28 protein-coding genes are annotated in these 24,284 nt (G+C 52.5%); all 28 read left to right on the top strand.

Annotation, left to right across the window (positions count from 1 at the left end):
• The first annotated feature begins 55 nt into the window (after positions 1 to 55).
• The 28 genes from PBOR_RS22445 (at position 56) to PBOR_RS22315 (ending at position 24,280) form a co-directional block, all read left to right on the top strand.
• On the top strand, positions 56 to 925 hold the full coding sequence (locus tag PBOR_RS22445; protein WP_042215537.1) for a heptaprenyl diphosphate synthase component 1: 870 nt from the start codon (positions 56 to 58) through the stop codon (positions 923 to 925).
• A 27-nt stretch (positions 926 to 952) separates the two neighbouring features.
• Complete coding sequence (locus PBOR_RS22440; protein ID WP_042219799.1) at positions 953 to 1,681, top strand: demethylmenaquinone methyltransferase; 729 nt, start codon at positions 953 to 955, stop codon at positions 1,679 to 1,681.
• Positions 1,674 to 2,549 (top strand): UbiA-like polyprenyltransferase, encoded by an 876-nt coding sequence (locus PBOR_RS22435; protein WP_042215535.1) that lies wholly within the window; start codon positions 1,674 to 1,676, stop codon positions 2,547 to 2,549. Before PBOR_RS22440 ends, PBOR_RS22435 begins: the two co-directional genes overlap by 8 nt.
• Positions 2,546 to 3,148 (top strand): UbiX family flavin prenyltransferase, encoded by a 603-nt coding sequence (locus tag PBOR_RS22430; RefSeq protein WP_042215533.1) that lies wholly within the window; start codon positions 2,546 to 2,548, stop codon positions 3,146 to 3,148. The genes PBOR_RS22435 and PBOR_RS22430 overlap by 4 nt, the downstream gene beginning before the upstream one ends.
• A gap of 3 nt (positions 3,149 to 3,151) precedes the next feature.
• Positions 3,152 to 4,012: a menaquinone biosynthetic enzyme MqnA/MqnD family protein gene (locus tag PBOR_RS22425; protein ID WP_042215532.1), complete on the top strand. Its 861-nt coding sequence runs from the start codon at positions 3,152 to 3,154 to the stop codon at positions 4,010 to 4,012.
• The gene (locus tag PBOR_RS22420) at positions 4,009 to 4,977 is read left to right on the top strand and encodes a polyprenyl synthetase family protein (RefSeq protein ID WP_042215530.1); all 969 of its coding nucleotides are present in this window, start codon (positions 4,009 to 4,011) and stop codon (positions 4,975 to 4,977) included. The genes PBOR_RS22425 and PBOR_RS22420 overlap by 4 nt, the downstream gene beginning before the upstream one ends.
• 136 nt (positions 4,978 to 5,113) lie before the next feature.
• On the top strand, positions 5,114 to 5,557 hold the full coding sequence (gene ndk, locus PBOR_RS22415; RefSeq protein ID WP_042215528.1) for a nucleoside-diphosphate kinase: 444 nt from the start codon (positions 5,114 to 5,116) through the stop codon (positions 5,555 to 5,557).
• Between the two features lie 27 nt (positions 5,558 to 5,584).
• Complete coding sequence (locus PBOR_RS22410) at positions 5,585 to 6,388, top strand: CheR family methyltransferase (RefSeq protein ID WP_042215526.1); 804 nt, start codon at positions 5,585 to 5,587, stop codon at positions 6,386 to 6,388.
• Between the two features lie 108 nt (positions 6,389 to 6,496).
• Positions 6,497 to 6,673: a hypothetical protein gene (locus tag PBOR_RS37460; protein WP_167549564.1), complete on the top strand. Its 177-nt coding sequence runs from the start codon at positions 6,497 to 6,499 to the stop codon at positions 6,671 to 6,673.
• Between the two features lie 188 nt (positions 6,674 to 6,861).
• Positions 6,862 to 8,031 (top strand): chorismate synthase, encoded by a 1,170-nt coding sequence (aroC, locus tag PBOR_RS22405; RefSeq protein ID WP_042215525.1) that lies wholly within the window; start codon positions 6,862 to 6,864, stop codon positions 8,029 to 8,031.
• Between the two features lies 1 nt (position 8,032).
• A complete protein-coding gene (aroB, locus tag PBOR_RS22400) occupies positions 8,033 to 9,136 on the top strand; it encodes a 3-dehydroquinate synthase (protein WP_042215522.1) in 1,104 nt (367 codons plus the stop codon).
• Entirely contained in the window at positions 9,130 to 9,501 is a 372-nt protein-coding gene (gene aroH, locus PBOR_RS22395) for a chorismate mutase (protein WP_042215520.1), read from the top strand. The genes aroB and aroH overlap by 7 nt, the downstream gene beginning before the upstream one ends.
• Positions 9,502 to 9,852: 351 nt before the next feature.
• Positions 9,853 to 11,409, top strand: a complete 1,557-nt coding sequence (gene trpE / locus PBOR_RS22390; protein WP_042215518.1) for an anthranilate synthase component I — start codon at positions 9,853 to 9,855, stop codon at positions 11,407 to 11,409.
• A gap of 136 nt (positions 11,410 to 11,545) precedes the next feature.
• Positions 11,546 to 12,586 (top strand): anthranilate phosphoribosyltransferase, encoded by a 1,041-nt coding sequence (trpD, locus tag PBOR_RS22385; RefSeq protein WP_042215516.1) that lies wholly within the window; start codon positions 11,546 to 11,548, stop codon positions 12,584 to 12,586.
• Entirely contained in the window at positions 12,576 to 13,406 is an 831-nt protein-coding gene (trpC, locus tag PBOR_RS22380; RefSeq protein WP_042215514.1) for an indole-3-glycerol phosphate synthase TrpC, read from the top strand. Before trpD ends, trpC begins: the two co-directional genes overlap by 11 nt.
• Entirely contained in the window at positions 13,399 to 14,079 is a 681-nt protein-coding gene (locus tag PBOR_RS22375) for a phosphoribosylanthranilate isomerase (RefSeq protein ID WP_042215511.1), read from the top strand. The genes trpC and PBOR_RS22375 overlap by 8 nt, the downstream gene beginning before the upstream one ends.
• Positions 14,076 to 15,272 (top strand): tryptophan synthase subunit beta, encoded by a 1,197-nt coding sequence (trpB, locus tag PBOR_RS22370; protein WP_042215509.1) that lies wholly within the window; start codon positions 14,076 to 14,078, stop codon positions 15,270 to 15,272. The genes PBOR_RS22375 and trpB overlap by 4 nt, the downstream gene beginning before the upstream one ends.
• Positions 15,272 to 16,093 carry a tryptophan synthase subunit alpha gene (gene trpA / locus PBOR_RS22365; RefSeq protein WP_042215507.1) on the top strand — a complete coding sequence of 274 codons (822 nt, stop codon included), beginning with the start codon at positions 15,272 to 15,274 and terminating at the stop codon, positions 16,091 to 16,093. The genes trpB and trpA overlap by 1 nt, the downstream gene beginning before the upstream one ends.
• A gap of 56 nt (positions 16,094 to 16,149) precedes the next feature.
• On the top strand, positions 16,150 to 17,247 hold the full coding sequence (gene hisC / locus PBOR_RS22360; RefSeq protein ID WP_042215504.1) for a histidinol-phosphate transaminase: 1,098 nt from the start codon (positions 16,150 to 16,152) through the stop codon (positions 17,245 to 17,247).
• Positions 17,248 to 17,301: 54 nt separating this feature from the next.
• Positions 17,302 to 18,396 (top strand): prephenate dehydrogenase, encoded by a 1,095-nt coding sequence (locus tag PBOR_RS22355; RefSeq protein ID WP_042215502.1) that lies wholly within the window; start codon positions 17,302 to 17,304, stop codon positions 18,394 to 18,396.
• A gap of 691 nt (positions 18,397 to 19,087) precedes the next feature.
• Positions 19,088 to 19,675 carry an RNA polymerase sigma factor gene (locus PBOR_RS22350; RefSeq protein WP_042215500.1) on the top strand — a complete coding sequence of 196 codons (588 nt, stop codon included), beginning with the start codon at positions 19,088 to 19,090 and terminating at the stop codon, positions 19,673 to 19,675.
• A gap of 152 nt (positions 19,676 to 19,827) precedes the next feature.
• Entirely contained in the window at positions 19,828 to 20,271 is a 444-nt protein-coding gene (locus PBOR_RS22345; protein ID WP_052429604.1) for a hypothetical protein, read from the top strand.
• Between the two features lie 158 nt (positions 20,272 to 20,429).
• The gene (locus tag PBOR_RS22340) at positions 20,430 to 21,017 is read left to right on the top strand and encodes a histidine phosphatase family protein (RefSeq protein ID WP_042215497.1); all 588 of its coding nucleotides are present in this window, start codon (positions 20,430 to 20,432) and stop codon (positions 21,015 to 21,017) included.
• 90 nt (positions 21,018 to 21,107) lie between these two features.
• Positions 21,108 to 22,196 (top strand): hypothetical protein, encoded by a 1,089-nt coding sequence (locus PBOR_RS22335; RefSeq protein WP_042215496.1) that lies wholly within the window; start codon positions 21,108 to 21,110, stop codon positions 22,194 to 22,196.
• Positions 22,197 to 22,207: 11 nt separating this feature from the next.
• Entirely contained in the window at positions 22,208 to 22,714 is a 507-nt protein-coding gene (locus PBOR_RS22330; RefSeq protein ID WP_042215494.1) for a gamma carbonic anhydrase family protein, read from the top strand.
• Positions 22,715 to 22,732: 18 nt separating this feature from the next.
• Positions 22,733 to 22,912 (top strand): IDEAL domain-containing protein, encoded by a 180-nt coding sequence (locus tag PBOR_RS22325; protein ID WP_039309877.1) that lies wholly within the window; start codon positions 22,733 to 22,735, stop codon positions 22,910 to 22,912.
• A gap of 166 nt (positions 22,913 to 23,078) precedes the next feature.
• Positions 23,079 to 23,504, top strand: coding sequence for a DUF2487 family protein (locus PBOR_RS22320; RefSeq protein ID WP_042215492.1), 426 nt, complete (start codon positions 23,079 to 23,081; stop codon positions 23,502 to 23,504).
• Between the two features lie 221 nt (positions 23,505 to 23,725).
• Positions 23,726 to 24,280: a Rieske (2Fe-2S) protein gene (locus PBOR_RS22315; protein WP_042215490.1), complete on the top strand. Its 555-nt coding sequence runs from the start codon at positions 23,726 to 23,728 to the stop codon at positions 24,278 to 24,280.
• Positions 24,281 to 24,284 lie beyond the last annotated feature (4 nt).

Here is a 24,284-nt window from a genome sequence, read left to right as displayed (position 1 = left end):
TAGACAAGATTGTGAACAAAGATATAGTCAAACGTCAATGGCTTCGGAGGCTGAAATGAAACCGTACCGCATACCGCAACTGGCTAAACCCTACACCGACTACGACATGATTCAGCGGCATACGGAGTTGCCGCCGTTCTCAGACGGGCGGGGTCATTTGTTATATATTTTTCTGGGGCACGGCCGGGGTGCCGGATTCCAGAGTGGAGAGCTGTTCACTCTGGTGACCGGGCTTGTGCAGCTCGGGCTTGATACGCATGAGAGCATCGACCGTTATCATGATGAACCCGGCGGTGATGTTATGCGCTCCCGCCAGCTGAAGGTGCTGGCAGGCGATTACTTCAGCAGCTGGTTCTACCATCTGCTCGCCAAACATGAACAAATTGAGATGGTAGGCGTCCTGAGCACTGCCATCGCTGATTTTAATGTGATGAAAGCCAATCTTTACGGCAAGATGAAAGAGATGTTTTTCACAGCCGAACAATATTTGAAGCACACGGTACAGCTCAATATGAGGCTGTTTCTTTCTTTTACACCGATGATTGAGGAGCCGCTCCGGGATAGCTGGGAGAAGCTGCTGGTGGAATTCAGCCAGTACGAAACCGTAACGCAGGAGCTGCGCCGCGGCGGAGACCCTGTAAGCGCTCTGGAAGGCTACTGCTACTGGAAGGTGCTGGAGTCGGCAACGGAAGAGGAACGCCAGCTGCTGGGAGAGCAGAAGCTGGATAACAGGGACTGGAAGAAGCTTAAGCTAAGAAGCAAATGTGATGCCCTGCTGACAGACAAACTGCATGCATCGCTTCAGTCCATTCAGGGATTGCTGCAGGGCATCAAGGACGAGGAACTGATCAGTGAGCTGAGTGGTGCGCTGGACCGCCTTCTTCTGCAAATGAAAATTTCCGGACAAGCTGCCGTGGAGGGTTAGAGGATGACTGTAGATAAAACTTCCGTTATGGGTGACCAAGGCATAAAGCCGAAAGAACAATTTGTACATTCCGTTTTTGAGAGCATTGCCGGCAAATACGATTTAATGAATGATATCTTAAGCTTCCGCCGCCATAAGGCGTGGCGCAAGTTTACAATGCGCAAGATGAACATGAAGCGTGGAGACTCGGCAGTGGATCTATGCTGCGGTACCTGCGACTGGAGCATTGCCCTGGCAGAGGCCAGTGAAACCGGCTGTGTAATGGGGCTGGATTTCAGTGCAGGCATGCTGGAGGTCGGCAAACGTAAAGTGGAGGAGCGCGGACTGCAGGAACGGATATCCCTGATTCAGGGCAATGCGATGAACCTGCCTTTCGGAGATAATTCCTTCGATTATGCGACGATTGGCTTTGGTCTCCGCAATGTGCCTGATCCTGTTCAAGTGCTGAACGAAATGAAGCGTGTGGTGAAGCCGGGCGGCATGGTGGTATGTCTGGAGCTGTCGAAGCCGATGAAGCAGCCCTTCAAGGGGATTTATTTCTTCTATTTCCAGCGTGTGCTTCCCCTGCTCGGCAAGCTTTTTGCCAAGCGGTATGAGCAATATAAGTGGCTTCCCGAGTCACTGGCCTTGTTCCCGGACAGAGAGCAGCTGGCAGTGATCTTCCGTGAAACCGGCTTGCAAAAAGTGGAATCCTTCCCCTTGACCGGCGGCATCGCGGCATTACATATTGGGCTCAAGGAGAACAGCAATGTTTAAGAAAATCGGCATTTTTCTACAAATGATAAAATTTGAACATACAGTTTTTGCTCTACCCTTTGCTTTTATGGGCGCTTTGCTCGGATCAGTTGTAATGTTTGGCGAGCTGCCTTCCTGGAGCCAGATCGGCTGGGTTGTAATTGCCATGTTCGGTGCACGCAGCGCGGCTATGGGACTTAACCGGCTGATCGACCGTATCAGCGATGCGAAGAATCCCCGGACAGCAGGAAGAGCGATTCCTGCAGGACTGCTGAAGGTTGGAGAAGTATCGCTCTTTATCGCCTTCTCTTTCTTTTTGCTGTTCTGGGCTGCTTTTAAGCTGAATCCGCTGTCTGCGAAGCTGCTGCCGATCGCCGTTTTCCTGCTCGTGTTCTATTCGTTCACGAAGCGCTTCACCTGGGCCTGTCATCTGATTCTCGGCCTGACAATCGCGCTTGCGCCTCTGGGAGGCTGGGTTGCGGTAACAGGAACTGTAGACTGGACCTCCATGGTTTTCTATTTCACCATCGTCTTCTGGACAGCGGGTTTTGACATCATATATTCCTGTCAGGATGTTGAGTTTGACCGGAAGGAAGGTCTGTATTCCATTCCTGTCCGCTTCGGGGTTGCCCGTGCGCTTCTCATTGCCAAGGTGTTTCATTTGCTTACGGGAATCGGATTTGTATCGCTGCTCTTTATCACCGAATTGAGCTGGTGGTATGTGGCCGGCATGCTGATCGCCTACATTATTTTATTTTATGAACATTATATTGTATCCCCGGGTGACCTCAGTAAATTGCAGACGGCGTTCTTCACGATGAACGGGGTGCTTAGTATTGTTGTCTTTTCCTTTACTCTGATTGACCTGGTGGTGCAGTTCTACAAATGACCGAGCTTAAGCCTAGAAATTTCGTAGTTGGCATTACCGGCGCAAGCGGCGGGATCTACGGCATCCGGCTGACAGAAACCCTGCTCTCGCTCGGGTACACGGTACATCTGGTGGTTAGCAATGCGGGCTGGCGTGTCTTCAAAGAAGAATTAGGCTTCACCGCCTCAGACCGGGAAGGGTTTCTGGACGAGCAGTTCAGCAGCTATCCCGGTTCTCTTCTGTATCATCCTATTGCTGACATTGGTGCTTCAATTGCCAGCGGCTCCTTCCGGACGGAGGGAATGATTATTATGCCTTGCTCCATGGGAACACTGTCTGCTGTAGCGCACGGCAGCTCTGATAATCTGATGACGCGGGCTGCGGATGTCATGCTGAAGGAGGGGCGTCCCTTGGTGCTTGTCCCCCGGGAGACACCGCTGCACGCGATTCACCTGGAGAATATGCTGAAGCTGTCCCGGATGGGAGTCAAGCTTATCCCGGCGATGCCGGCGTTTTATTTCGGACCCGCAACGATGGATGATCTGATTAATTTCATGGTAGGCAAAGTGCTGGACAGCTTTAATATTGAACATACTTTATTTCGCAGATGGGGGGAATGAAGGATGATACATCCAGAGCACACCGTTATCGGTAAAATCAGTTATACCAACTCATGGCCGGTATTTCATAATTTCCATCCTTCTTCTCTAAGCTTCCCCGCAGAGATGGTGAGTGAAGTGCCCGCCATTCTCAATCAAGGCATGGCCGCAGGGAGTATCCATGTGGGCGCATTATCCTCCTTCGCGTACGCAGCGGCAAGCGACCGGCTTCTGCTGCTTCCTGATCTGTCTGTCAGTGCTGACGGGCCGGTCAAATCGATCCTGCTCTTCTCAAGAATGCCGGTGCAGTCTATCGGCAGCGGCAGGATCGCCGTAACGAATACATCGGCAACTTCAGTCAATCTGCTGAAAATTCTCATGGACAAAGCGGTAGGCGCCAGCCCTGAATATATCACTGCCCCTCCTGATCTGAACGAAATGATGGAGCAGGCAGATGCCTGTCTGCTGATCGGGGATCATGCCATCCGGGTATCCTGGCAGGATCAGGGGTATTACGTAACGGATCTGGGTCAGCTATGGAAGGAATGGACTGGCCTCAGCATGACCTTTGCCGTTTGGGCTGTTAACCGCGGGGCTGCTTCACATAAGCCGGAAGCGATCGCCGAGATTGCTGAGGCTTTTGCCGTGAGCAAGAGGCGCGGCCTGCGTGATCTGGCGCCAATTACGCATGAAGCATGCTGCACTATCGGAGGTACAGCTGCTTATTGGAACGATTACTTCCGTAATTTATGTTACGACTTTGGGGAAAGGCAGCAGGAAGGTCTGAACCTCTATTTCCGCTACGCCTATGAATTGGGCCTGCTGCCGCAGGAAGTGAAGATGGAGCTTTGGAGCCACAATCTGCTGACACGGGTGAAAGAATGAAGCGAATGCAAATATTCGGCTTGCTGAACAAAGATATGGATCAGATTGAAAAGGAACTGTACCGCAGTGTCCAGGGCGATGATGAACTGCTGACAGAAACCTCGCTGCACCTGCTTAAGGCAGGGGGCAAGCGCCTGCGTCCGGTATTCGTCCTGATGGGCGGCAAATTCGGACAATATGACCTCGACAAGCTGAAGCGCGTGGCAATTCCGCTGGAACTGATACATAGCGCTTCGCTTGTCCATGATGATGTCATCGATGATGCTGAACTCCGGCGTGGAGAGCCCACCGTTAAGGCAAAGTGGGGCGACAAGATCGCCATGTATACCGGCGACTATATCTATGCCAAGGCACTGGTTATGACTTCGGAGCTGAAGAATCCCCGGATTCACCAGATTCTCTCTAAAGCTATGGTGGAGATGTCGATCGGAGAGATGGAGCAGATTCGTGATTTCTTCAACAGCGAGCAGAGCGTGCGCCATTACCTGCGGAGAATCCGCCGTAAGACGGCGCTGCTCATAGCCGTCAGCTGTCAGCTCGGCGCTCTGGCTGCAGAAGCAGAGCCGGAGACGGCACGGCTGCTCTATAATTACGGATACAACGTGGGAATGGCGTTTCAGATCCGTGATGATCTGCTCGATCTTTCCGGAACCGAGAAACAAATCGGCAAACCGCCGGGAAGCGATATGCGGCAGGGGAACATTACATTGCCGGTGATCTACTGCCTGCAGGATTCGCGGCTGCGCGAAGCGCTGCTGGAAGAGCTGGATTTGATCCGTGAGGGCAAAGGCGGAGTCGGCCGGGCAATCGATCTGATTCTCTCCGGAGATGGAATTACCCGTGCGGAGGAGCTGGCTTCTCGTTACATCGCCAAGGCGCTGGAGGCGCTGGAGCAGCTCCCTGGCAACCGGACCAAACGCAATTTGCGCGACATCGCCTTCTTTGTTACAGGCCGTGCATATTAACCGGGCAGCTTCCCGAGATTAAGCGTTCACAGATGACGTGGTTTCTGATAATATCAGAAAATGAACAACCTGATTATGCAATCCCATACAGATAAGCCTAGCAATCATTAAGAATAAGGAAATGGAGAGTGGCTCTATGGAACAAACGTATCTGATGATCAAGCCGGACGGTGTACAACGCGGATTGATCGGGCGTATTGTCGCCCGCCTGGAGGATAAGGGATTCAAGCTGGTTGCGGCTAAACTTACTACCGTTACAGAAGCACAAGCCAAAAAGCACTATGCAGAGCATGAAGGTAAAGATTTCTTCCCGGAACTGGTAGGCTTTATCACCTCCGGTCCTGTGTTTGCCATGGTATGGGAAGGCGATGATGTAGTAGCGTTGTCGCGTCTGCTGATCGGCAAAACCAAAGTGGGCGAGGCGTTGCCGGGAACAATCCGCGGTGATTATGCCAGCCACACCCCGCTTAATCTGATCCACGGATCAGACTCGCCGGAAAGCGCAGCACGTGAAATTGCCAATTTCTTTGCTCCGTCTGAACTGGCCCAGTATAACAAAGACATCTCAGTCTGGATGTAAGGTCCGGCGGGAGACAGGAGAATAGTTATGGCAGAACGTGAAGAACCCGCATTAACCCCAGACCCGGATTACACCGGATTTATTCATAATGTCAAACAGAGCACCGGAATTGATCTCGCCCAGTACAAGGAAGCGCAGATGAAGCGGCGTCTTACGACGCTCCGCATGAAGAATGGTTACAATTCATTTAGTGATTTTTATGCCGCAATGATGAAGGACAAGGCTTTATTCTATGAATTCCTCGACCGGATGACCATTAATGTCTCCGAATTCTGGCGTAATCCGAACCGTTGGGAAGTATTAAGGGACGTTATTCTGCCTGATCTTCAGCGTTCAGGCCGGAGACTGAAGCTGTGGAGTGCCGCCTGCTCCACCGGAGAAGAGCCGTATACACTGGCGATGATCCTGTCGGACAAGAATATTCTGGCCCAGACTGGTATTCTGGCTACGGATATTGATGACGGGGCGTTGGCCAAAGCGAAGCAGGGGCTCTATCTGGAGCGTTCCTTGAAAGACGTGCCTAAAGATGTGGCTGAACGTTATTTCACTCCGGAAGGCCCCGTGTTCAAGGTTAGTGAAGGGCTGAAGAAGAGTATCGATTTCCGCAAGCAGAATCTGCTGCTGGACAAGTTCGATGAAGGCTTTGATTTGATTATTTGCCGTAATGTGATGATCTACTTCACTGAAGAAGCCAAGAATAAGCTGTATCACAAATTCTCGGCCAGCCTGCGTCCCGGCGGCTATCTGTTCGTGGGCAGTACGGAACAGATTTTCACGCCTGCGCAGTATGGCTTCGAATCTACAGAAACCTTCTTCTACCGTAAGAAATAGGGGACTGCCGCTTATCCGCAGGGCCTGTCACCACAGGTATACTTTAACTTCTTTTCAGTGATACTGAAGAGTAGTAACCGTATGCCAAGGGAAAGGTCGTTATACTAGATGGACAAAAGCAAGGTTATAGCCGCCTATAGACGCGGCTTCCTCACAGTCCGCGAATGCGGGCAAGTTCTCGGGATCGAGGAGCTGCAGCTGCAGAGCCTGCTTGCAGCGGAGGAAGGCAGAACCGGCAGCCTGCCACCCGCACCGGGTAACCGGCAGCTGGAGACAGGTTCTTAGGACGGGGATGCACTGCAGCGCCGTTTCTGCTCGAAAGAGCGGGAGCGGCGCTGTTCTTGTTCCGGGGGTTAAGCAGCTCCGGAAAGGGGATCGCTTTCTTGTCAAAGCCGATTCCCTATACTATAATAAGCAAAGACATTTAACATTTTAGCGGTTTACAGTCCAAAAGTGTGAAGGGGGAACGCAGCATGAGTTTACGCTATCTGACAGCGGGGGAAACGCACGGCCCCCAGCTTACTGCCATTATTGAAGGATTACCCAGCAATTTGACACTTAATTTCGAAGAGCTTAATTTCCAGCTGCACCGCAGACAGAAGGGCTACGGCCGCGGACGCCGGATGCAGATTGAGAAGGATACTGCTGAGATCGTCGGCGGTGTGCGCCACGGCTCCACTACCGGTGCTCCTGTTGCCCTGGTGGTAGAGAACAAGGACTGGACGCACTGGAAGAACATCATGAATATCGAGCCGATTCCGGGCAGCGATGAAGAGAAGCGCCGGGTCAACCGTCCGCGTCCCGGTCATGCCGATCTGAACGGTGGTTTGAAGTATAATCTTACGGATCTGCGTAATGTACTGGAGCGCTCCAGCGCCCGCGAAACGGCTGCCAGAGTTGCGGTAGGCGCAGTAGCCCGCCAGCTGCTCGCCGCATTCGGTGTGAAGATTGCCGGACAAGTGATCCGCATCGGTGAGATTGAAGCACCCGCCAACCAGCTTTCGGCCGATGAGCTGATCGTGCAGACAGAAGAGTCCTCTGTGAGAGTCGTCGACAAAGAGACGGAACAGAAGATGGAGGCTTACATAGACAAGATCAAGGAAGAAGGCGACTCCATCGGCGGTATTGTGGAATGTATTGTCGAAGGTCTGCCGGTCGGCCTTGGCAGTCATGTGCAGTCTGACCGCAAGCTCGATGGAGCCATCGCCGGAGCCGTGATGTCGATCAATGCCTTCAAAGGCGTGGAGATCGGCATCGGCTTCGAAGCCGGCAAGCTGCGCGGCTCTCAGGTTCATGACGAAATTATGTATGAAGCCTCACACGGATACTTCCGGGCGAGCAACCGGCTTGGCGGATTTGAAGGCGGTATGACCAACGGAATGCCGGTGGTGGTCCGCGGAGTGATGAAGCCGATTCCGACCCTGTACAAGCCGCTGCAAAGCGTGGATATCGATACGAAAGAACCGTTCACTGCCCAGGTGGAGCGTTCGGATGCCTGTGCGGTTCCGGCAGCCTGTGTCGTACTGGAGAATGTGGTAGCCTGGGAGATTGCCAAGGCTTTCCTGGATAAGTTCGGCGGCGATTCAATGGAAGAGATCAAAGCCAACTATAATAATTACCTGGCGCAGCTGGAGAGCTATTAAGATGCGCAGCATTACGGTAGCTTTGGGCGAACGCTCTTATCCCATTTATATCGGCAGCGGCCTGCTGCAGAACACCGGCGAACGCTGCATAGAAGCCGGGTTCCCGCAGCGCAGTCCGCTGCTGCTGGTCAGCGACAGTGAAGTGGCTCCGCTGTATCTCGATAAGGTGGCGGCATCCCTGCGCGGCAGCGGATATACGGTTGTCAGCCATATTATTCAGGCTGGTGAAGCTTCCAAATCACTGGCCGTCTATGAAGAAGTCATTACGACTGCCATTCAGGGCGGCCTGGACCGCAGCTCTGCGGTGCTGGCGCTCGGCGGGGGAGTTGTTGGGGACCTGGCAGGATTCGTTGCCGCATCTTATATGCGGGGGATCGGATTCATGCAGATTCCCACTACTATTCTGGCCCATGACAGCAGTGTAGGCGGCAAGGTTGCGGTTAACCATCCGCTGGCCAAGAATATGCTCGGCGCCTTCTACCAGCCGTCTATGGTGCTGTATGATCTGGATACCCTTGCTACACTTCCTCCACGCCAGGTTGCTTCGGGTTTGGCAGAGGTTGTGAAGCATGGTCTGATCCTTGATAAAGAGTTCGCTTACTGGTGCCGTGAGCATGCCGGTGAACTGCTTGCTCTGGACCCGGAGGCTCTGGGGTACGCGCTGGAACGCGGCTGTGCCATTAAGGCTGACGTTGTTTGTAATGATGAGACAGAGCAGGGACAGCGTGCGATTCTAAACCTTGGACATACCATTGGACATGCTATTGAAGCAGTAGGCGGCTATGGTGTATTTCTTCACGGCGAAGCCATTGCCATTGGAATGGCGGGAGCTGCCCTGCTGGCCGCGAAGCTGGGCCGGGACAGAGCGATCTATGAGGATACGGTATCTATGCTCACCGCTTTGTCTCTGCCGGTCAGACTTCCGGCGCAGTACGATGAGGATGAGCTGATGGAAGCCATGATGCATGACAAGAAGTTCAAGGAAGGCAGAATGACCTTTATCGTGCCGGACAGCATCGGTGCTGTGAGTATTGTGGGCGATGTGCAGGCAAGTGATGTGCGCGGGGTTATCGCCCAGCTTAAGAAGGAGGAAAGCCCATGGTGAACCGGGGGATACGCGGTGCTACAACCGTAACCAAGAATGAGGAAACCGAAATTTTACGCGAGACTGTTGTGCTGCTCAGAGAGATTGTAGAGCGCAACGAAGTGATCGCCGAGGATATCTGCAGTGTGTGGATCACGATGACTGCTGATCTGGATGCCACTTTTCCGGCGCGCGCCATCCGTGAGATTGAAGGCTGGGAAATGGTGCCGCTGATGTGCTCCGTAGAGATTCCGGTCAAAGGCAGCCTGCCGCAGTGCATCCGCCTGATGGTCCAGGTGAACACCGACAAATCACAGCGTGACATCCGTCATGTGTATCTGAATGAAGCCCAGCGGCTTCGTCCCGATCTCTCACAAGGCAAGTAATAAATTATCTATGCGGGGTTGTCATGAACCGCCGCCATCATGTATAGTGTAGTTAGCCGAGTTAAGCAGAGTTTAGTTTAGTTGAGATGAGTATAGTTGAGCAGAGTGCAGGACAGGGTTTTTATAGGCAGACCATAGATTGTTAGTTTTCTTTTTTTGGCATACCCGCATAGCCGTGCAGCTGCTGCATATACGCTATCCGTGTACCCTTTGAAGGATAATCTGCATTCAATTTGGTTTATGCCGGTCCTATGGCGCTTAATCACATACTTTCTAACACAAACCTCTACTCCGGTAGAGGTTTTTCTGTATTTCGGACATTACCCCATATAACCCTAGGAGGTTACCCAAGTGACGAATCCGAGAATTGAAGAAGTGGTGTCGCTGTCGCGGGAGTACAATCTGATCCCGGTCGTGAAAAGGCTGCTGGCTGATATGGAAACGCCAATCCGCTTGTTCCAGCGTTTCGCAGAGCAGGATCGTGCATTCCTGCTGGAGAGTGTAGAGGGCGGCAGTCAATGGGCACGCTATTCTTTTATCGGCAGTGATCCGTTCCTGATGATTTCAGGCAAAAAGGGCTTGATTCACGTTGAAGTCGGCGGTGAGAAAAAACAGCTGCTGGGCAAACCTGTCGAGGAGCTTAAAGCGCTGCTTCGCTCCTACCGCAGTCCCAAGCTGGACGGGATGCCGCCATTTACGGGCGGCGCTATCGGATTCTTCGGCTATGATCTGCTGCAGTACTACGAGAAATTGTCCGCTCATGCCGTAGATGACCTCAATATGGATGATATCCGCTTCATGTTCTGTGACCGCATCATCGTCTTCGACCATGTGAAGCAGCAGATTCTGCTGGTGGGCAATCTGCATATCAAGGATGGAGATACCGATTCCGATATCCGGGCAGGTTATGAGGAACTTAGCCGCCGCCTGGAGAATATGGCTGAAGAGCTGCAGAAGGAAGGTCCGAAAGAGAACGTCAACCGCCGCAGCATCCCGCAGGACATTGAGCTGGGTGAGATTCACTCCAACCTGACCAAGGAACAATACATCAGCAATGTGGAGCAGGCCAAAGAGTATATCCGCGCCGGCGATATCTTCCAGGTGGTGCTGTCCCAGCGGCTGCATATAGAGACCGAGGTATCCCCGCTGCATGTGTACCGGATGCTGCGGACGCTGAATCCTTCACCTTACATGTATTATCTGAAAATGGATGAAGAGATCATCGTAGGCACTTCGCCGGAAGCACTGGTCAAGGTGGACAGCAGCGGCCGTGTCGAGACCCGGCCGATTGCCGGCACCCGGCCGCGCGGAGAGACAGAGGCGCAGGACCGCCAGCTCGCCGCTGAACTGCTGGAGGATGAGAAGGAGCGGGCGGAGCATCTGATGCTCGTGGATCTGGGCCGTAATGACCTGGGCCGTGTATCAAAGTTCGGCACAGTGAAATGCGATTCATTCATGGAAATCGAGAAATACTCCCATGTGATGCATATCGTCTCGAATGTGTCCGGAACGCTGGCAGACGATAAAGATTTCTTCGATGCCTTCCTCTCCTGCCTTCCGGCGGGTACCGTATCCGGAGCGCCGAAGCTGCGGGCGATGGAGATCATCGCTGAGCTGGAAAAGGAAGCCCGTGGAGCTTATGCCGGGGCTATAGGTTACCTTGGCTTCTCCGGGAATATGGACTCCTGCATTACAATCCGCACCATCATCTTCCGCAAAGGCCGGGCTTATGTGCAGGCCGGAGCGGGTATTGTCTGGGACTCGGTGCCTGAGAAGGAATACGAAGAGACCTTGAACAAGGCCAGGGGCATGCTGAAAGCAATCCGGATGGCCGAAGCGATGTTCCCCGCCGAGGTCAAGGAGAAGCAGGTTATCAACCAGGATTATATGTACGAATATACCCCGTGAGACGGGGATAAGCAGAGATGAGCCAGGATGAGCAGAGAATGCTCCATAATATTTTTGGCGTATGCTTCCGGAGCCAGTTTTGTAAGAAGCTGATTCAGGAAGCCCCGCCTACAAAACTCTTAGGAGGGAATACAATATGGAAGCTAGCCAGTTAATACAAACAGGAATTGCCGGATTAATCGAGGGTAAGGACCTCAGCCGTACGCAGGCCCGTGAGGTTATGGGTACTATTATGGAGGGGGCGGCAACACATGCACAGATCGGTGCACTGCTCACCGCGCTGCGGATTAAGGGAGAAACGGTAGAGGAAATCACCGGATTTGCGGAAGCGATGCGCGGATTCGGGACTCCTGTTCTGACAGAACGGAGCCAGCTGCTTGATACCTGCGGTACCGGAGGCTCCGGGATTCATAAATTCAATATTTCGACCGCCTCGGCGATTATCTCCTCAGCTGCTTCCGTCCGGGTTGCGAAGCACGGCAACCGTTCAGCTTCAGGCAGAGCGGGCAGCGCTGATGTACTGGAGGCACTCGGTGTCAATATTCATCTGAATGCGGAGCAGGCCCGGCAATGTCTGGACAGCATCGGGATCTGCTTCCTGTTCGCACAAATCTATCATCCGTCGATGAAGCATGCGGCTGCTCCCCGCCGTGAGCTGGGCGTGCGCACGGTATTTAATATGCTCGGCCCGCTGACCAATCCGGCTGGAGCTGACCGGCAGCTTATGGGCATCTACGACCGGAACAAAACAGAAACAGTAGCTAAGGTGCTGGGCGAGCTGGGCTCCAAGCGGGCGATGATTGTCAGCAGTCTGGATGGTCTGGACGAGATCAGCATTTCGGCGCCAACCCAAGTCTCCGAGCTGAGAAACGGAGCGGTCACAACCTATGAGATTACTCCGGAAGAATTAGGGCTGAGCCGGCATCCGCTGGAGGATGTGCTCGGAGGTGATGCCGCTGAGAATGCGGCTATTATCACTACAGTGCTGGAAGGACAAATCAATCCCTACCGCGATATCGTATTAGCCAATGCCGGGGCGTGCATCTATGTTGCCGGTCTGGCGAATACGCTGCGGGAAGGCGTGGACCGGGCAAGAGAAGTGGTGGATTCAGGAGCAGCATTGCGTAAGCTGGAGCAGTTAAAAGCCATGACGAAGGAGCTTGATTATGTATCTTGACCGGATTGTCGCCACCAAAGTGAAAGAGGTTGAAGCACTAAGCAAGACATTTTCTTTGGCTGAGGCCGAACGCGCAATCGCAGCATTGCCCTCAACCAGAGGGTTCCGCGCTGCGCTGACCGGGCGGCGGAACCGGGAGATGGGGTTGATCGCCGAGGTGAAGAAGGCTTCGCCTTCCAAAGGCCTGATCCGTGCCGATTTTGATCCGGTTGCGATTGCAAAAGGCTATGCGGCAGGAGGAGCGGACTGCCTGTCTGTGCTTACGGACCGGGAATATTTTCAGGGCAGCGGATTGTATCTCCAGCAGGTAAGGGAGGCGGTAGAGCTTCCTCTGCTGCGCAAAGACTTCATCATTGATGAGAAGCAGATCTATGAAGCACGCCTGCTGGGAGCGGATGCCATTCTGCTCATTGCCGCTATCCTGACATCCGAGCAGTTGAGCGCATTCACTGATACCGCTGCAGCGCTTGGCCTGGATATTCTGATTGAAGTCCATGACCGCAGCGAACTGGAAAAGGTGCTGGCCACCGGCAAGGCTATTCATCCAGGGGTGCTGCTTGGCATCAATAACCGGAATCTAAAGACCTTTGAAACTTCACTTACTGCCACAGCCGAGCTTGCGGCACTGCTTCCGGAGGGACTGCCGGTCATCAGTGAGAGCGGGATTACCGGTCCGGAGGACATTGCATTCTTAAGCAATACCCGGGCTACAGGCGTGCTGGTGGGTGAATATCTGATGCGCCAGCCGGATGTGGAGCAGGCAGTGAATCAGCTGCTCGGACCGCTTCCTGCAGGGAAGGACCGTGCGCTGCATGGCTGATACACTCGTAAAAATCTGTGGACTTCAGGACGTTGAAGTGCTAAAATCTATGAAGAGTTTGCCTCTAGATTATATCGGACTTGTATTTGCCCCGAGCCGCCGCAGAGTTACTGCAGAAGCTGCTGCTCAGCTTGTTGCAGAGCTGAAAGCGTGGGAGACTGGGACAGCACCCCGCGCTGCGGGAGTATTCGTCAATCCGCAGCTTGCGGAGCTGGCAGAGCTGCTCAGAACAGTACCGCTGGATGTCGTGCAGCTGCATGGACAAGAGAGCCCGCTGTTCTGCCGCGAGGTCAAGCAGGCTTTTCCGCAGATTCAAGTATGGAAGGCACTTTCTGTAGCAGGCCATGACCCTGATGTATTAATAGACATTCATGCTCTCCTGGAGAGCTACGCCGGTACAATCGATGCGCTGCTGCTGGATACCTATGACCCGCAGGGCAGCGGAGGCTCCGGACGTACGTTTGACTGGGAACAGATTCCGCTCTACCAGCAAGCGGCGGCGGACTATGCGCTGCCTTTATTTATAGCCGGAGGACTGAATCCGGACAACGTGAATGAGCTGCTGGACGGCTACGCGCCATATGGCGTGGATGTATCCAGCGGAGTGGAGAGTAACGGCCTTAAGGATATCGCAAAAATGACAGCTTTCGTGGAAAGGGTGAAGCAATCATGATACAAGTACCGGACAAGAACGGACGTTTTGGTTCTTTTGGAGGCCGCTTCGTTCCTGAAACTTTGATGAATGCATTGATTGAGCTGGAGGAGGCCTACCGTAAATTCTCGGCAGACCCGGCTTTTCAGGAGGAAATAGATTACCTGCTTAAGCAGTATTCCGGACGCGAGACCCCGCTGTATTATGCGGAGCGGCTAAGCAAGCATCTGGGCGAAGCCAAGATCTATCTGAAGCGTGAAGACCTGAACCATACAGGTGCGCACAAGATCAACAACGCTATCGGACAAGGCATTCTGGCCAAAATGATGGGTAAAACCAAGGTGATTGCCGAAACAGGAGCCGGCCAGCACGGCGTGGCTACCGCTACAGTTGCAGCCCTGCTCGGTATGGAATGCAAGGTGTTCATGGGTGAAGAGGATACCCGCCGCCAGGCGCTGAATGTCTTCCGCATGAAGCTGCTTGGTGCAGAAGTGATTCCCGTAACCTCCGGGTCAAGAACACTGAAGGACGCCGGTAATGAGGCACTGCGCTACTGGGTGAGCAACGTTGAGGATACATTCTACATCCTTGGATCTGCGGTAGGCCCGCATCCCTATCCGATGATGGTCCGTAATTTCCAGCGGGTTATCGGGGATGAGACCCGCCGTCAGATTCTGGAGGCGGAAGGACGTTTGCCGGATCTGCTGGTTGCCGCTGTAGGCGGAGGAAGCAATGCCATCGGCATGTTCTATCCTTTCATGGAGGACGAGCAGGTTGCTATGATCGGTGTTGAAGCTGCCGGTAAAGGAATTGATACTCCGTTCCATGCAGCAACTATGAGTAAGGGGAGTCATGGTGTCTTCCAGGGATCGCTCAGCTACCTGCTGCAGGATGAGCATGGACAGGTCACCGAAGCCCATTCTATATCGGCCGGACTGGATTATCCCGGTGTCGGACCCGAACACTCCTATCTCAAGGATATTCACCGGGCGCAGTACGTTCCGGTAACGGATGATGAAGCGCTGGATGCGCTGAAGCTGCTCTGCCAGACGGAGGGCATCATTCCGGCCCTCGAATCTGCCCACGCCATTGCCCATGTGGTGAAGCTCGGCAAGACACTGACCAAGGATGATATCGTGGTCATCTGCCTGTCCGGACGCGGCGACAAAGACGTGGAATCGATCATGGCCTATACGGAAGGGGCGGGGAAATAATGACTACCGAAACTACTAACCGGATGGATCTGACTTTCAAAAAGCTGCGGGCAGAGGGCCGGGCAGCCCTGATTCCTTTTCTTACCGTAGGCGATCCCGATCTTGAGACAACGCTGGATATTATCACTGAGCTGGAGGCGGCCGGTGCGGACATTCTGGAGCTAGGAGTTCCCTATTCCGACCCGTTAGCCGACGGTCCGGTCATTCAGCGGGCTTCCTCCAGAGCCCTGCGCAGCAACATTCATCTCCGCACCTGCATGGAGACAGCCCTCAAGGCACGTCAGGCCGGCAGCCAGCTGCCGTTCATCCTGTTCACCTACTATAATCCGGTGATGCAGATGGGGCTGGATACCTTCTTCGCCGAGCTGGATGCCCATGAAATCAGCGGGCTGATTATTCCCGATCTGCCTGTTGAAGAGTCGGAGGAAATGCGGGAGCGCAGCCGTGCAGCCGGAGTGAATCTGATTCCGCTGGTGGCCCCGACTTCCAGTGAGCGGATTGCCCGGATTGTTTCCGGCGCCAGCGGATTTGTCTACTGCGTTTCTTCACTTGGTGTAACCGGAGAACGGTCAACCTTTCATACTGGGGTGGATGACTTCATTCAATCCGTCCGCCGCTCTACAGACCTGCCGATCGCTGTAGGATTCGGGATCTCCACTGGAGAACAAGTGTCCCGGTTTGCGAAGATTTGCGATGGTGTAGTCGTCGGCAGCGCCATTGTCCGCAAGGTAGAGGATGTCATTCCTCTGCTGGCCCAGCCGGAGACTAGAAGTGCCGGACTGTTGCAAATTCGTGAATTTGTGGCACAATTAAGACCATAACGGTCTGCATACTGACCTGATACTAGCCAATTACTTCTAGAGAGCGAGGATGGGCCATGAACCCGAAACCGAATATCGTCGACCTCCCTGTCTACAAGCCGGGGAAACCGATCGAAGAAGTCAAGAAGGAGCTGGGCTTAAGCGATGTTATTAAGCTGGCATCCAACGAGAACCCTTATGGGGCAGCACCAAGCGCAAAAGCCGCTATTGTAGCGGAACTGGATAATCTGTATTTATACCCGGACGGTTCCGCTGCCGAGCTGACTGCAGCATTGGCCGAACATCTGGGAGTAGCAAGTGACAACATTATTTTCGGCTGCGGGTCTGACGAGATTATCGCACTGATCGCACGTGCTTTTTTCCTGCCCGGTGACGAGACAATTATGGCTGATCAGACCTTTTCCGTCTATAAGAGCAACGCTGATATAGAAGGTGCTGTATCTATTGAAGTGCCTTTGAAGAACGGTACCCATGATCTGGATGCCATGCTGGCGAAGATTACGGACCGTACCAAGGCAATCTGGATCTGCAATCCGAACAATCCGACCGGAACGATTGTGCCGGAGGATGCCCTGATTACTTTCCTGGATGCAGTACCGGCTGGAGTTATGGTTGTACTGGATGAGGCATATTTCGAATATGTAACTGATCTGAGTTACTCTAACGGCATTAAGCTGCTGGACACTTATCCGAATCTTGTTGTACTCCGTACATTCTCCAAGATCTATGGTCTTGCTGCACTCCGCATCGGTTACGGCGTGGCCAGCCCGCAGATTATCTCCTTGATCAATAAAGTGCGGGAACCGTTCAATACCACCCGCTTAGCCCAGGTAGGGGCTCTGGCTGCACTGGCTGATCAGGAATATGTCCAACAGTGCCGTACGCTTAACAGTGCGGGGATTGTGCAGCTGCAGGCGGAATTCCAGCGGCTTGGGCTGGAATCCTTCCCGGCTCACGGTAATTTCATTATGGTGGATGTACGTAAGCCGGCCTTTGAGGTCTTCGATGCCCTGCTGCGGCAAGGTCTTATCGTGAGAGCAGGCCATCACCGCTACCCGACCTACATCCGGGTTACAGTCGGTTCTGCCGAGCAGAACACAGCGTTTATCGCTGCCCTGGAGCAGGCGCTTCAAGAGCAGGGAGTACGTGCATAACCTGAATCAGAAGCGGGATTGACGATATCACAGAAGGCAGGTAGTTCTAAGAACATGACGACAAAAATAGCAATTTTCGGTGTCGGTCTGATCGGCGGCTCACTGGCCCTTTGCTTCAAAGGCAAGGAGGGCCTGACCGTTGTAGGACATGCCCACCGTCCTGAATCAGCAATCAAATATGTCAGCAGAGGTGTAGTCGACGAGGCTACACTATCCCTTGAGGAAGCGGCGCTGGGCGCCGATTATATTTTTCTGTGTGTGCCTGTAGGCATGATAGAGGATTATCTTCAGCAGCTAAGCCGGCTGCCGCTGAAGCCGGGCTGTATTATCACCGACGTCGGCAGCACCAAGGCCAGCATAGCGGCCTGCGCAGCTTCGCTTGACCTTCCCGGTGTGCATTTCATCGGCGGCCATCCCATGGCCGGCTCGGAGCGTTCAGGCGTTGAGGCAGCCTCCTCCTTGCTGTTCGAGAATGCCTATTATGTGCTGACGCCTCCGCCCGGAGTTCCGGAGGAAGCTTATCATGCACTGGAATCTTTGCTTCTACATACCAGAGCGCATATTGTCCGGCTTGACCCGGAGCGCCATGATGAGATTGTCGGAGCGATCAGCCACCTGCCGCATATTATAGCGGTGGCGCTGGTCAACCAGATTCATGCCTACCATGATTCAGATTCTTTGTACAGCACACTGGCGGCCGGAGGGTTCCGGGATATTACGCGGATTGCCTCAAGTGATCCGATCATCTGGCGTGATATCCTGCTGAATAACCGCTCGGTCATGCTGCGTCTGCTCAAAGACTGGAGTGATGAGGTCTCTTCGTTCATCCATCTGCTGGAGCAGGGGGATGGTGCAGGGATCGAGTCGGCTTTCCATGAGGCGAATGAATTCCGCAGCCAGCTGCCTGAACGCCGCAAAGGAATGATTGTCCCGCTGTTCGACCTTCATATTGATGTTCCCGATCATCCCGGGATTATCGGACGCATCACAACGGAGCTTGGCGACCAGGGCATCAATCTTAGCAACGTGCAGATTATAGAGAGCCGGGAGGATGTTCCCGGGATTATGCGCTTGTCCTTCCGCCAGGAGCATGATATGGAGCGGGCCAAGGTTGTGCTGCAGCAGAATGATTATACGGTATATGTGTAGAGTAGAGCCGGGGCATAATGCCCCGGCTTTTTCTTTATATAAGGATTTATTTGCTGCGCATGATTACTTGTCCTTCTATTTCCCGTTGGGACGGGAGCTGGAGCTGGCTGGGCGCCATGCGGACTGGAGGGACGTTCTGCTTGAAATGCTGCTTTTTTCGTCCATACGGACAATACCCAATTGTTCGCAAAAATGGACAAAAAAAAGACCGCTTACATAATAAGCGGTTACAGTTCACATTGTATTGGAACCGTGCAGTGTTTGGATAGGAGTGGAGAGAAACCATACTGTACTTTTATTATATGTATACGGTTACATTCTGTCAACCCCTTTATCAAACATTAATAACACCGCTTTCAAAATTCGACTTGTGCTGGAATCTGTAAGTCTATTAATGTCATCCTGTTAGAATGTATGCTATACTGGGTTAAGTATGTTTATAGATTTCTTCCAGGTATTAGGAAGCCGTTTGCCTATCTGAAGATTATTGGGAAATTGTAAAGGTACGAATTTCTTTCTGTATTTACATACAGTATGCCTTATTTAACGGCTGGTTGAATATACATAGGAAGTATTTCATTTAATCGTGCAAATTTGTAGCAATGCCGCAACTTTTTCTTACCTGACCGGTATAAGTAGATACGGACCGGACGGGATTAAACGTGCAAGGGCGAGGAGGGCCGAACTCACCATGACGGATTCCCAGTTGATCCAGCTTATCAAGCAAGGAGATACAGAATTATACTCGGAATTGATGCGACGTTATCAGCGCAAGATACTGGCGTTCGTGTATCACATGCTTAAGAATTCCCATATGGAGCTGATTGCCGAAGACCTCTGTTCGGAGACCTTCTACAAGGCTTTCCGGAGTCTTCATTCGTTCCGTGAAGTGGATGCTTCTTTTTCTACATGGCTGTACACTATTGCCCGTAATACGGTGCTTAGTGAGCTGCGCAAGAACCGTGCCGGCAATGTGTCGCTTGAAGAGAGCGGATATACTCCTGTGGCACCGCTTGACGTTGCCCCGGAACAGGCGGCATTACGTAAAGAACGGATGAATCTGGTCCGTGAAGCCATTAACAATCTCCCGGAGAAGCAGCGTTCTGCGCTGATTCTGCGTGAATATGATCAGATGGATTACCAGGAAATTGCAGTGATTCTGGATCAGAGTGTCAGCTCCGTGAAATCACTATTGTTCCGTGCCAGGAGCAGTGTGAAGCTCCAGCTCGAATCCTATTTCTATGAGCCTGAATTAGATGAGCAGGCTGAGAGGGTGTAAGGCCAATGAATTGCAGGGAAGCGCAGGATTCCATTCCGCTCTTGTGGGACGCTCCCCCCACGGATCCCAGACGGATTAGACTGGAAAAACATATCGCGACTTGTTCCTTCTGCAGTGCCGAATGGGCATTGTGGCAGGAGACTAGCGAGCTTATGCAGGACTCAAGATTTGAAGTGAGTGATGAGCGTGCAGAAGCGATTAACCTTAAGGTTATGGAGCGGATCTATCTGGAAAGCCCCTGGCTTATGCCCGGGGACGGCAAATCTGCGGGCAGCTCCGCTGTATTCCGCCGCCGGCTGAGCCTGTGGATTGCCTGTTTTCTGGCGGTGTTCATCTCCAGCTTTTTATATTTCACGATGTTCAAAACACCCTTGAATACCACTGCAGCACAGAGCGGGATAGTAGAAACAGGTGTGGCAGGACTGACGCTGGATTGGTCATCTTCTTATCCGGTTGAGTCGGAAGGCGGTATTATTGAACCGCTTGTAGCCAATATGGGCCCCTCCCACCCGCAATACTGGATGGTGTTGTCGACGCTCGGCGTCGGGTTGTCTATCTTCCTGCTGGTACGCCTGAACCGTTACCGCAGACAATGAAGGCCCCTTTACTTGTATAGTGAAGAGGGCTTTTTTCGTATCCGCATATGTGCTGCAAGTGATAAATAGACTTGCATATTTGTTAAAAAAGAAGACATTTGTTTTCATTCGTGTTACATTATTAAGCAAACATAAATGAAAGGGAAAGGTGATAGGCTATGCTGATCGGCTTAATACGCCACGGGCTGACGGATTGGAACGCGGAAGGTAAGATTCAGGGACAAAGTGACATTCCGCTTAACGACGAAGGCCGGAGGCAGGCTGAGATGCTGGGTGACCGGCTTCTGCAGGAGCCCTACCGCTGGGACTACTGCATAACGAGCAGTCTTTCCCGTGCAGCTGAGACAGGGAAGATTGTTGCCGCCAAGCTGGGAATTCCTTTACTGGACCCTGATCATCGTATCCGTGAGCGCGCCTACGGCCAGGTAGAAGGCATGACGGCCGCAGCCCGCGAGGCTAAATGGGGCAAAGACTGGAATCAGTTAACACTGGGGCAGGAGAGCGATGAGGCGCTTCAGGTCCGCGGGCTTGCTTTCCTTGAGGATCTCTCGGCCCGGTATCCGGACAAGAATGTACTGGTTATCTCCCATGGAGGGTTTCTTGCACAGCTGTATACCGCGCTATACAAAGACAAGTATTCGGAACGGCTCGGCAACCTCTCCCTGACGATTTTGGAGAAAAACGAGCAGGAATGGAATCCGTTATTGTACAACTGTACCCGTCATATCTTGCAGAATCAGCGTTAACCCGACCCTTCGGGTTATTTTTTTTGCGTAATAAGGAATAAAAAGGGCTGTATTTCCCATAATGGTAGTAAAACGGTGAGGCGATAAAAGATGAATCTGGCGGATATGCTCACTTACGCAGACATTGGTCAGCTTACCGCCATTGCGGGACGCTATCAGTGTGAGTGCAAACGGAATTCCAAACATGATTTGATTCAGAGTATACTCATCACCTTGGGCAGCCGTGAGTTTATGGAATCTCATATCCGGGGCTGTACACCCGAGGAACTGCGGTTCCTGAACACGTTATTATTTGATGAGCGCAGCCACTTCAGTCTGGAAGACCTTCTTGCCGCCGCAAGGCAGGCATGTTTCGACACCCCCTCCGGCAAAAGCGGCAGCTACCGCGATATGGTCAGCAGGTTCAAAAACGGCGGCTGGCTGTTTACCGGTGCATCGCAGCAGAGCAGGTATTTATTTCAGGTTCCACTCGATTTGAAGAACCGCTTCCGCGACAGGATGGGTGAGCATCTGAAGGAAGGCATTACTCCCAGTCCTGAACCGGCAATGTACCGGGGGGAGGGCGATCTGCTGGCGGGCGATCTGCTGCTCTTCCTGCGCTATGTACAGGAGAACGAGCCTGAGCTTGGCCAGGAAGGTGCACTCTATAAACGCAATCAGCAGGGTGTGATGAATGCCTTGCAAATTGCTGAACCCCTGCTCGGCAAAGGCGGGTGGAGATTCGGCTACGGCAGGGCCTGTGAGCATTATCCGCCGAGATTTGCCCTGCTGTATGATTATGCCCGCCACCGCCGCTGGATCTCGGAGGAGGGCTACCGGCTGAAGCTCACAGCCGCAGGCGGGCAGTTTCTGGAGGAAGGGAAATCGGAAAAGCTGATGCAGTTATTCTCCTTTTGGTTAAGACTGTATAAAGGCGCTATTCCAAACCTGCCGTCGCTCGTCTATTGGATTAGTCTTAGTGCAGGCAGATGGGTAACAGTGGCTTCGCTCTCAGAAGGGTTGGGCTGGCTGATTAAGCCGTTCTATTATGATGATGCCGCTGCCATACTTGAACAGCGGATTCTGCGGATGATGCTGCATCTGGGTATGATCAGGCTTGGTGAAGGTGCCGAAGGACCGGTGGTCATGATGACGCCCTGGGGAAGTGAAGCGGCAGTGCCGAAGCTGCTGCTTAAGTAAGGGGGAGAGCGATGCGGATTGCTTATGGGAGTTACATACCGCAGCTTGATGAATCAGTCTATGTGGCGGAAGGCGCTAAGCTGGTGGGCGATGTAAGAATGGGGAAACAGTCCAGCGTCTGGTTCAATGCCGTGCTCAGAGGAGATTTGGCTCCGGTAATTATCGGAGAGCGCTGCAATATTCAAGATGGAACAGTGGGTCATGTGGCGGAGGGTTTACCGCTGATTCTGGGAGATGATATATCAGTCGGCCATTCAGCGATTATCCACGGCTGCCGGATAGGCAAAGGCACATTAATCGGAATGGGAGCAATTGTATTGAACGGAGCAGAGATTGGTGAATATGCTTTAATAGGAGCCGGCTCCATTGTAACCGAAAACAAAATCATTCCGCCGTACACGCTCTCCTTGGGCACCCCGGCCAAAGTGATCCGTGAGTTGACGCAACAGGATCTGCTGAGGATGGCGCGCACCAGTGATAGCTACGTGAAGAAGGCATTGGAATACGGAAACTCTTAAACAGCGGAGGTGTATCGAATGGACAAAATGAAGGCTACTTATGAAGTGATGCTGGGGCTTGCTGCAGAAATGGTTTGGGATGAAGCGTTAAGAAAGCGTCGTACCGACATCTTGTACCGGAAGATTGACACGGCGCTGGCTGCCGGAGATGAGGCGGCTTTCCGGAATCTGACTGAAGAACTGAAAAGTTTGGCATAAGGAAATGCGCCTGGCGCATTTCTTTTTTTTAATGATAAGATTTTACATGTTTTGGGGTTCCCGCAAAGTACCTGTGTTATCATCGAAGGTAAAGCCTCACTTTGTGGGGGTATTTTACATTTATGATGTTTTTAAAGCTGCTGAGCGGCAAGAAGGGGGCCAGACGATGAAATTCAGTGATTTTGACCGTAAGACCTGGGAAGCGGATGGACATTTCTATGATACCTGTGTCATTCCGTATACAGGGCTTCAAGGCACGGAGACGCCTCCGGAGACCGTAGCAGCGCTGGAGCGGCAGCGGGATTTCCTCGATTTAGTCGAGAAGCCTTTTCAGGGACGGGTGGTGACCTATCCGGCTGTACAGTATGGGGGAGCTGAAAGTATAGCCTTATTGAATGGTCTCTGCCGAAAAGTCAAATCCATTGGTTTCCAGTATGCCATCGTGTTATCTGCGAATGAGGCGCTTTTGGAGGAGAAGGTTTATGAAAGCGATTTACTCCTTTGCCTGCCTGGATTGAAGGGGGATTCTGATGCTTCTGTAAGCTCCCGTGTACGGGATGAAATCCAAAGATTGTGGTTGAATGGAAAATGAGTTAAATGTGACGAAAAATCAACAATTATTATGAATTCAGCAATAAATGCCTGTCACAATTTAGACAATATTCTTGACGGGTTTTGGTGCCTAAGCTATGATTAGGGTGAACTTATATGTCATGTGATATTTTTCATTGAAAACGAATTTATTCCCAGAAATGCCTATGAACGGACTCTGCAGGTGCCTTCTCAAATTTTGAAAAGGGGGTTACACACAGTATGAGCAGCCTTAATGAAGAACAGGAACCGCTTCCGCAAGAAAAGCCCCAAAAGAAGGATATATCGCGTAGACAGTTTTTGGCCTACACACTAGGCGGTGCCACTGCTTTTATGGGAGCCGGAGCCATTCTGCCGATGATTCGTTTTGCCGTAGACCCGATATTACATAAAAAAGGCGAAGGAGACTTTATCAAGGTAGCCGAAACTTCCAAAATTACGGATGTGCCACAGGAGTTCACCTTTGAACTGCCGCAGCAGGACGGATGGTATGCCAGTACAGCGACGCTGACGGCGTGGATCCGGAAAGATGAGAGCGGACAAATTTATGCGCTTTCACCCGTCTGCAAGCACCTTGGCTGTACGGTAGGGTGGAACAATGACAAGGCTTTTCCGGATGAATATCACTGCCCTTGCCACGGGGCGCGTTATACGAAGCTGGGCAAGAATCTGGCGGTTGCCCCGAAGCCGCTGGATCAGTACACCACCAAGATTGACGGAGGCTGGGTGTATCTGGGTGACATCGTTCCAAATACTGAAGCTAATAAGGAGGCGTGAATCC

The organism is Paenibacillus borealis (assembly GCF_000758665.1).
In the GTDB taxonomy this organism is placed as follows: Bacteria; Bacillota; Bacilli; order Paenibacillales; family Paenibacillaceae; genus Paenibacillus_AQ; species Paenibacillus_AQ borealis.
This window is presented reverse-complemented; position numbering and strand designations above follow the sequence as displayed.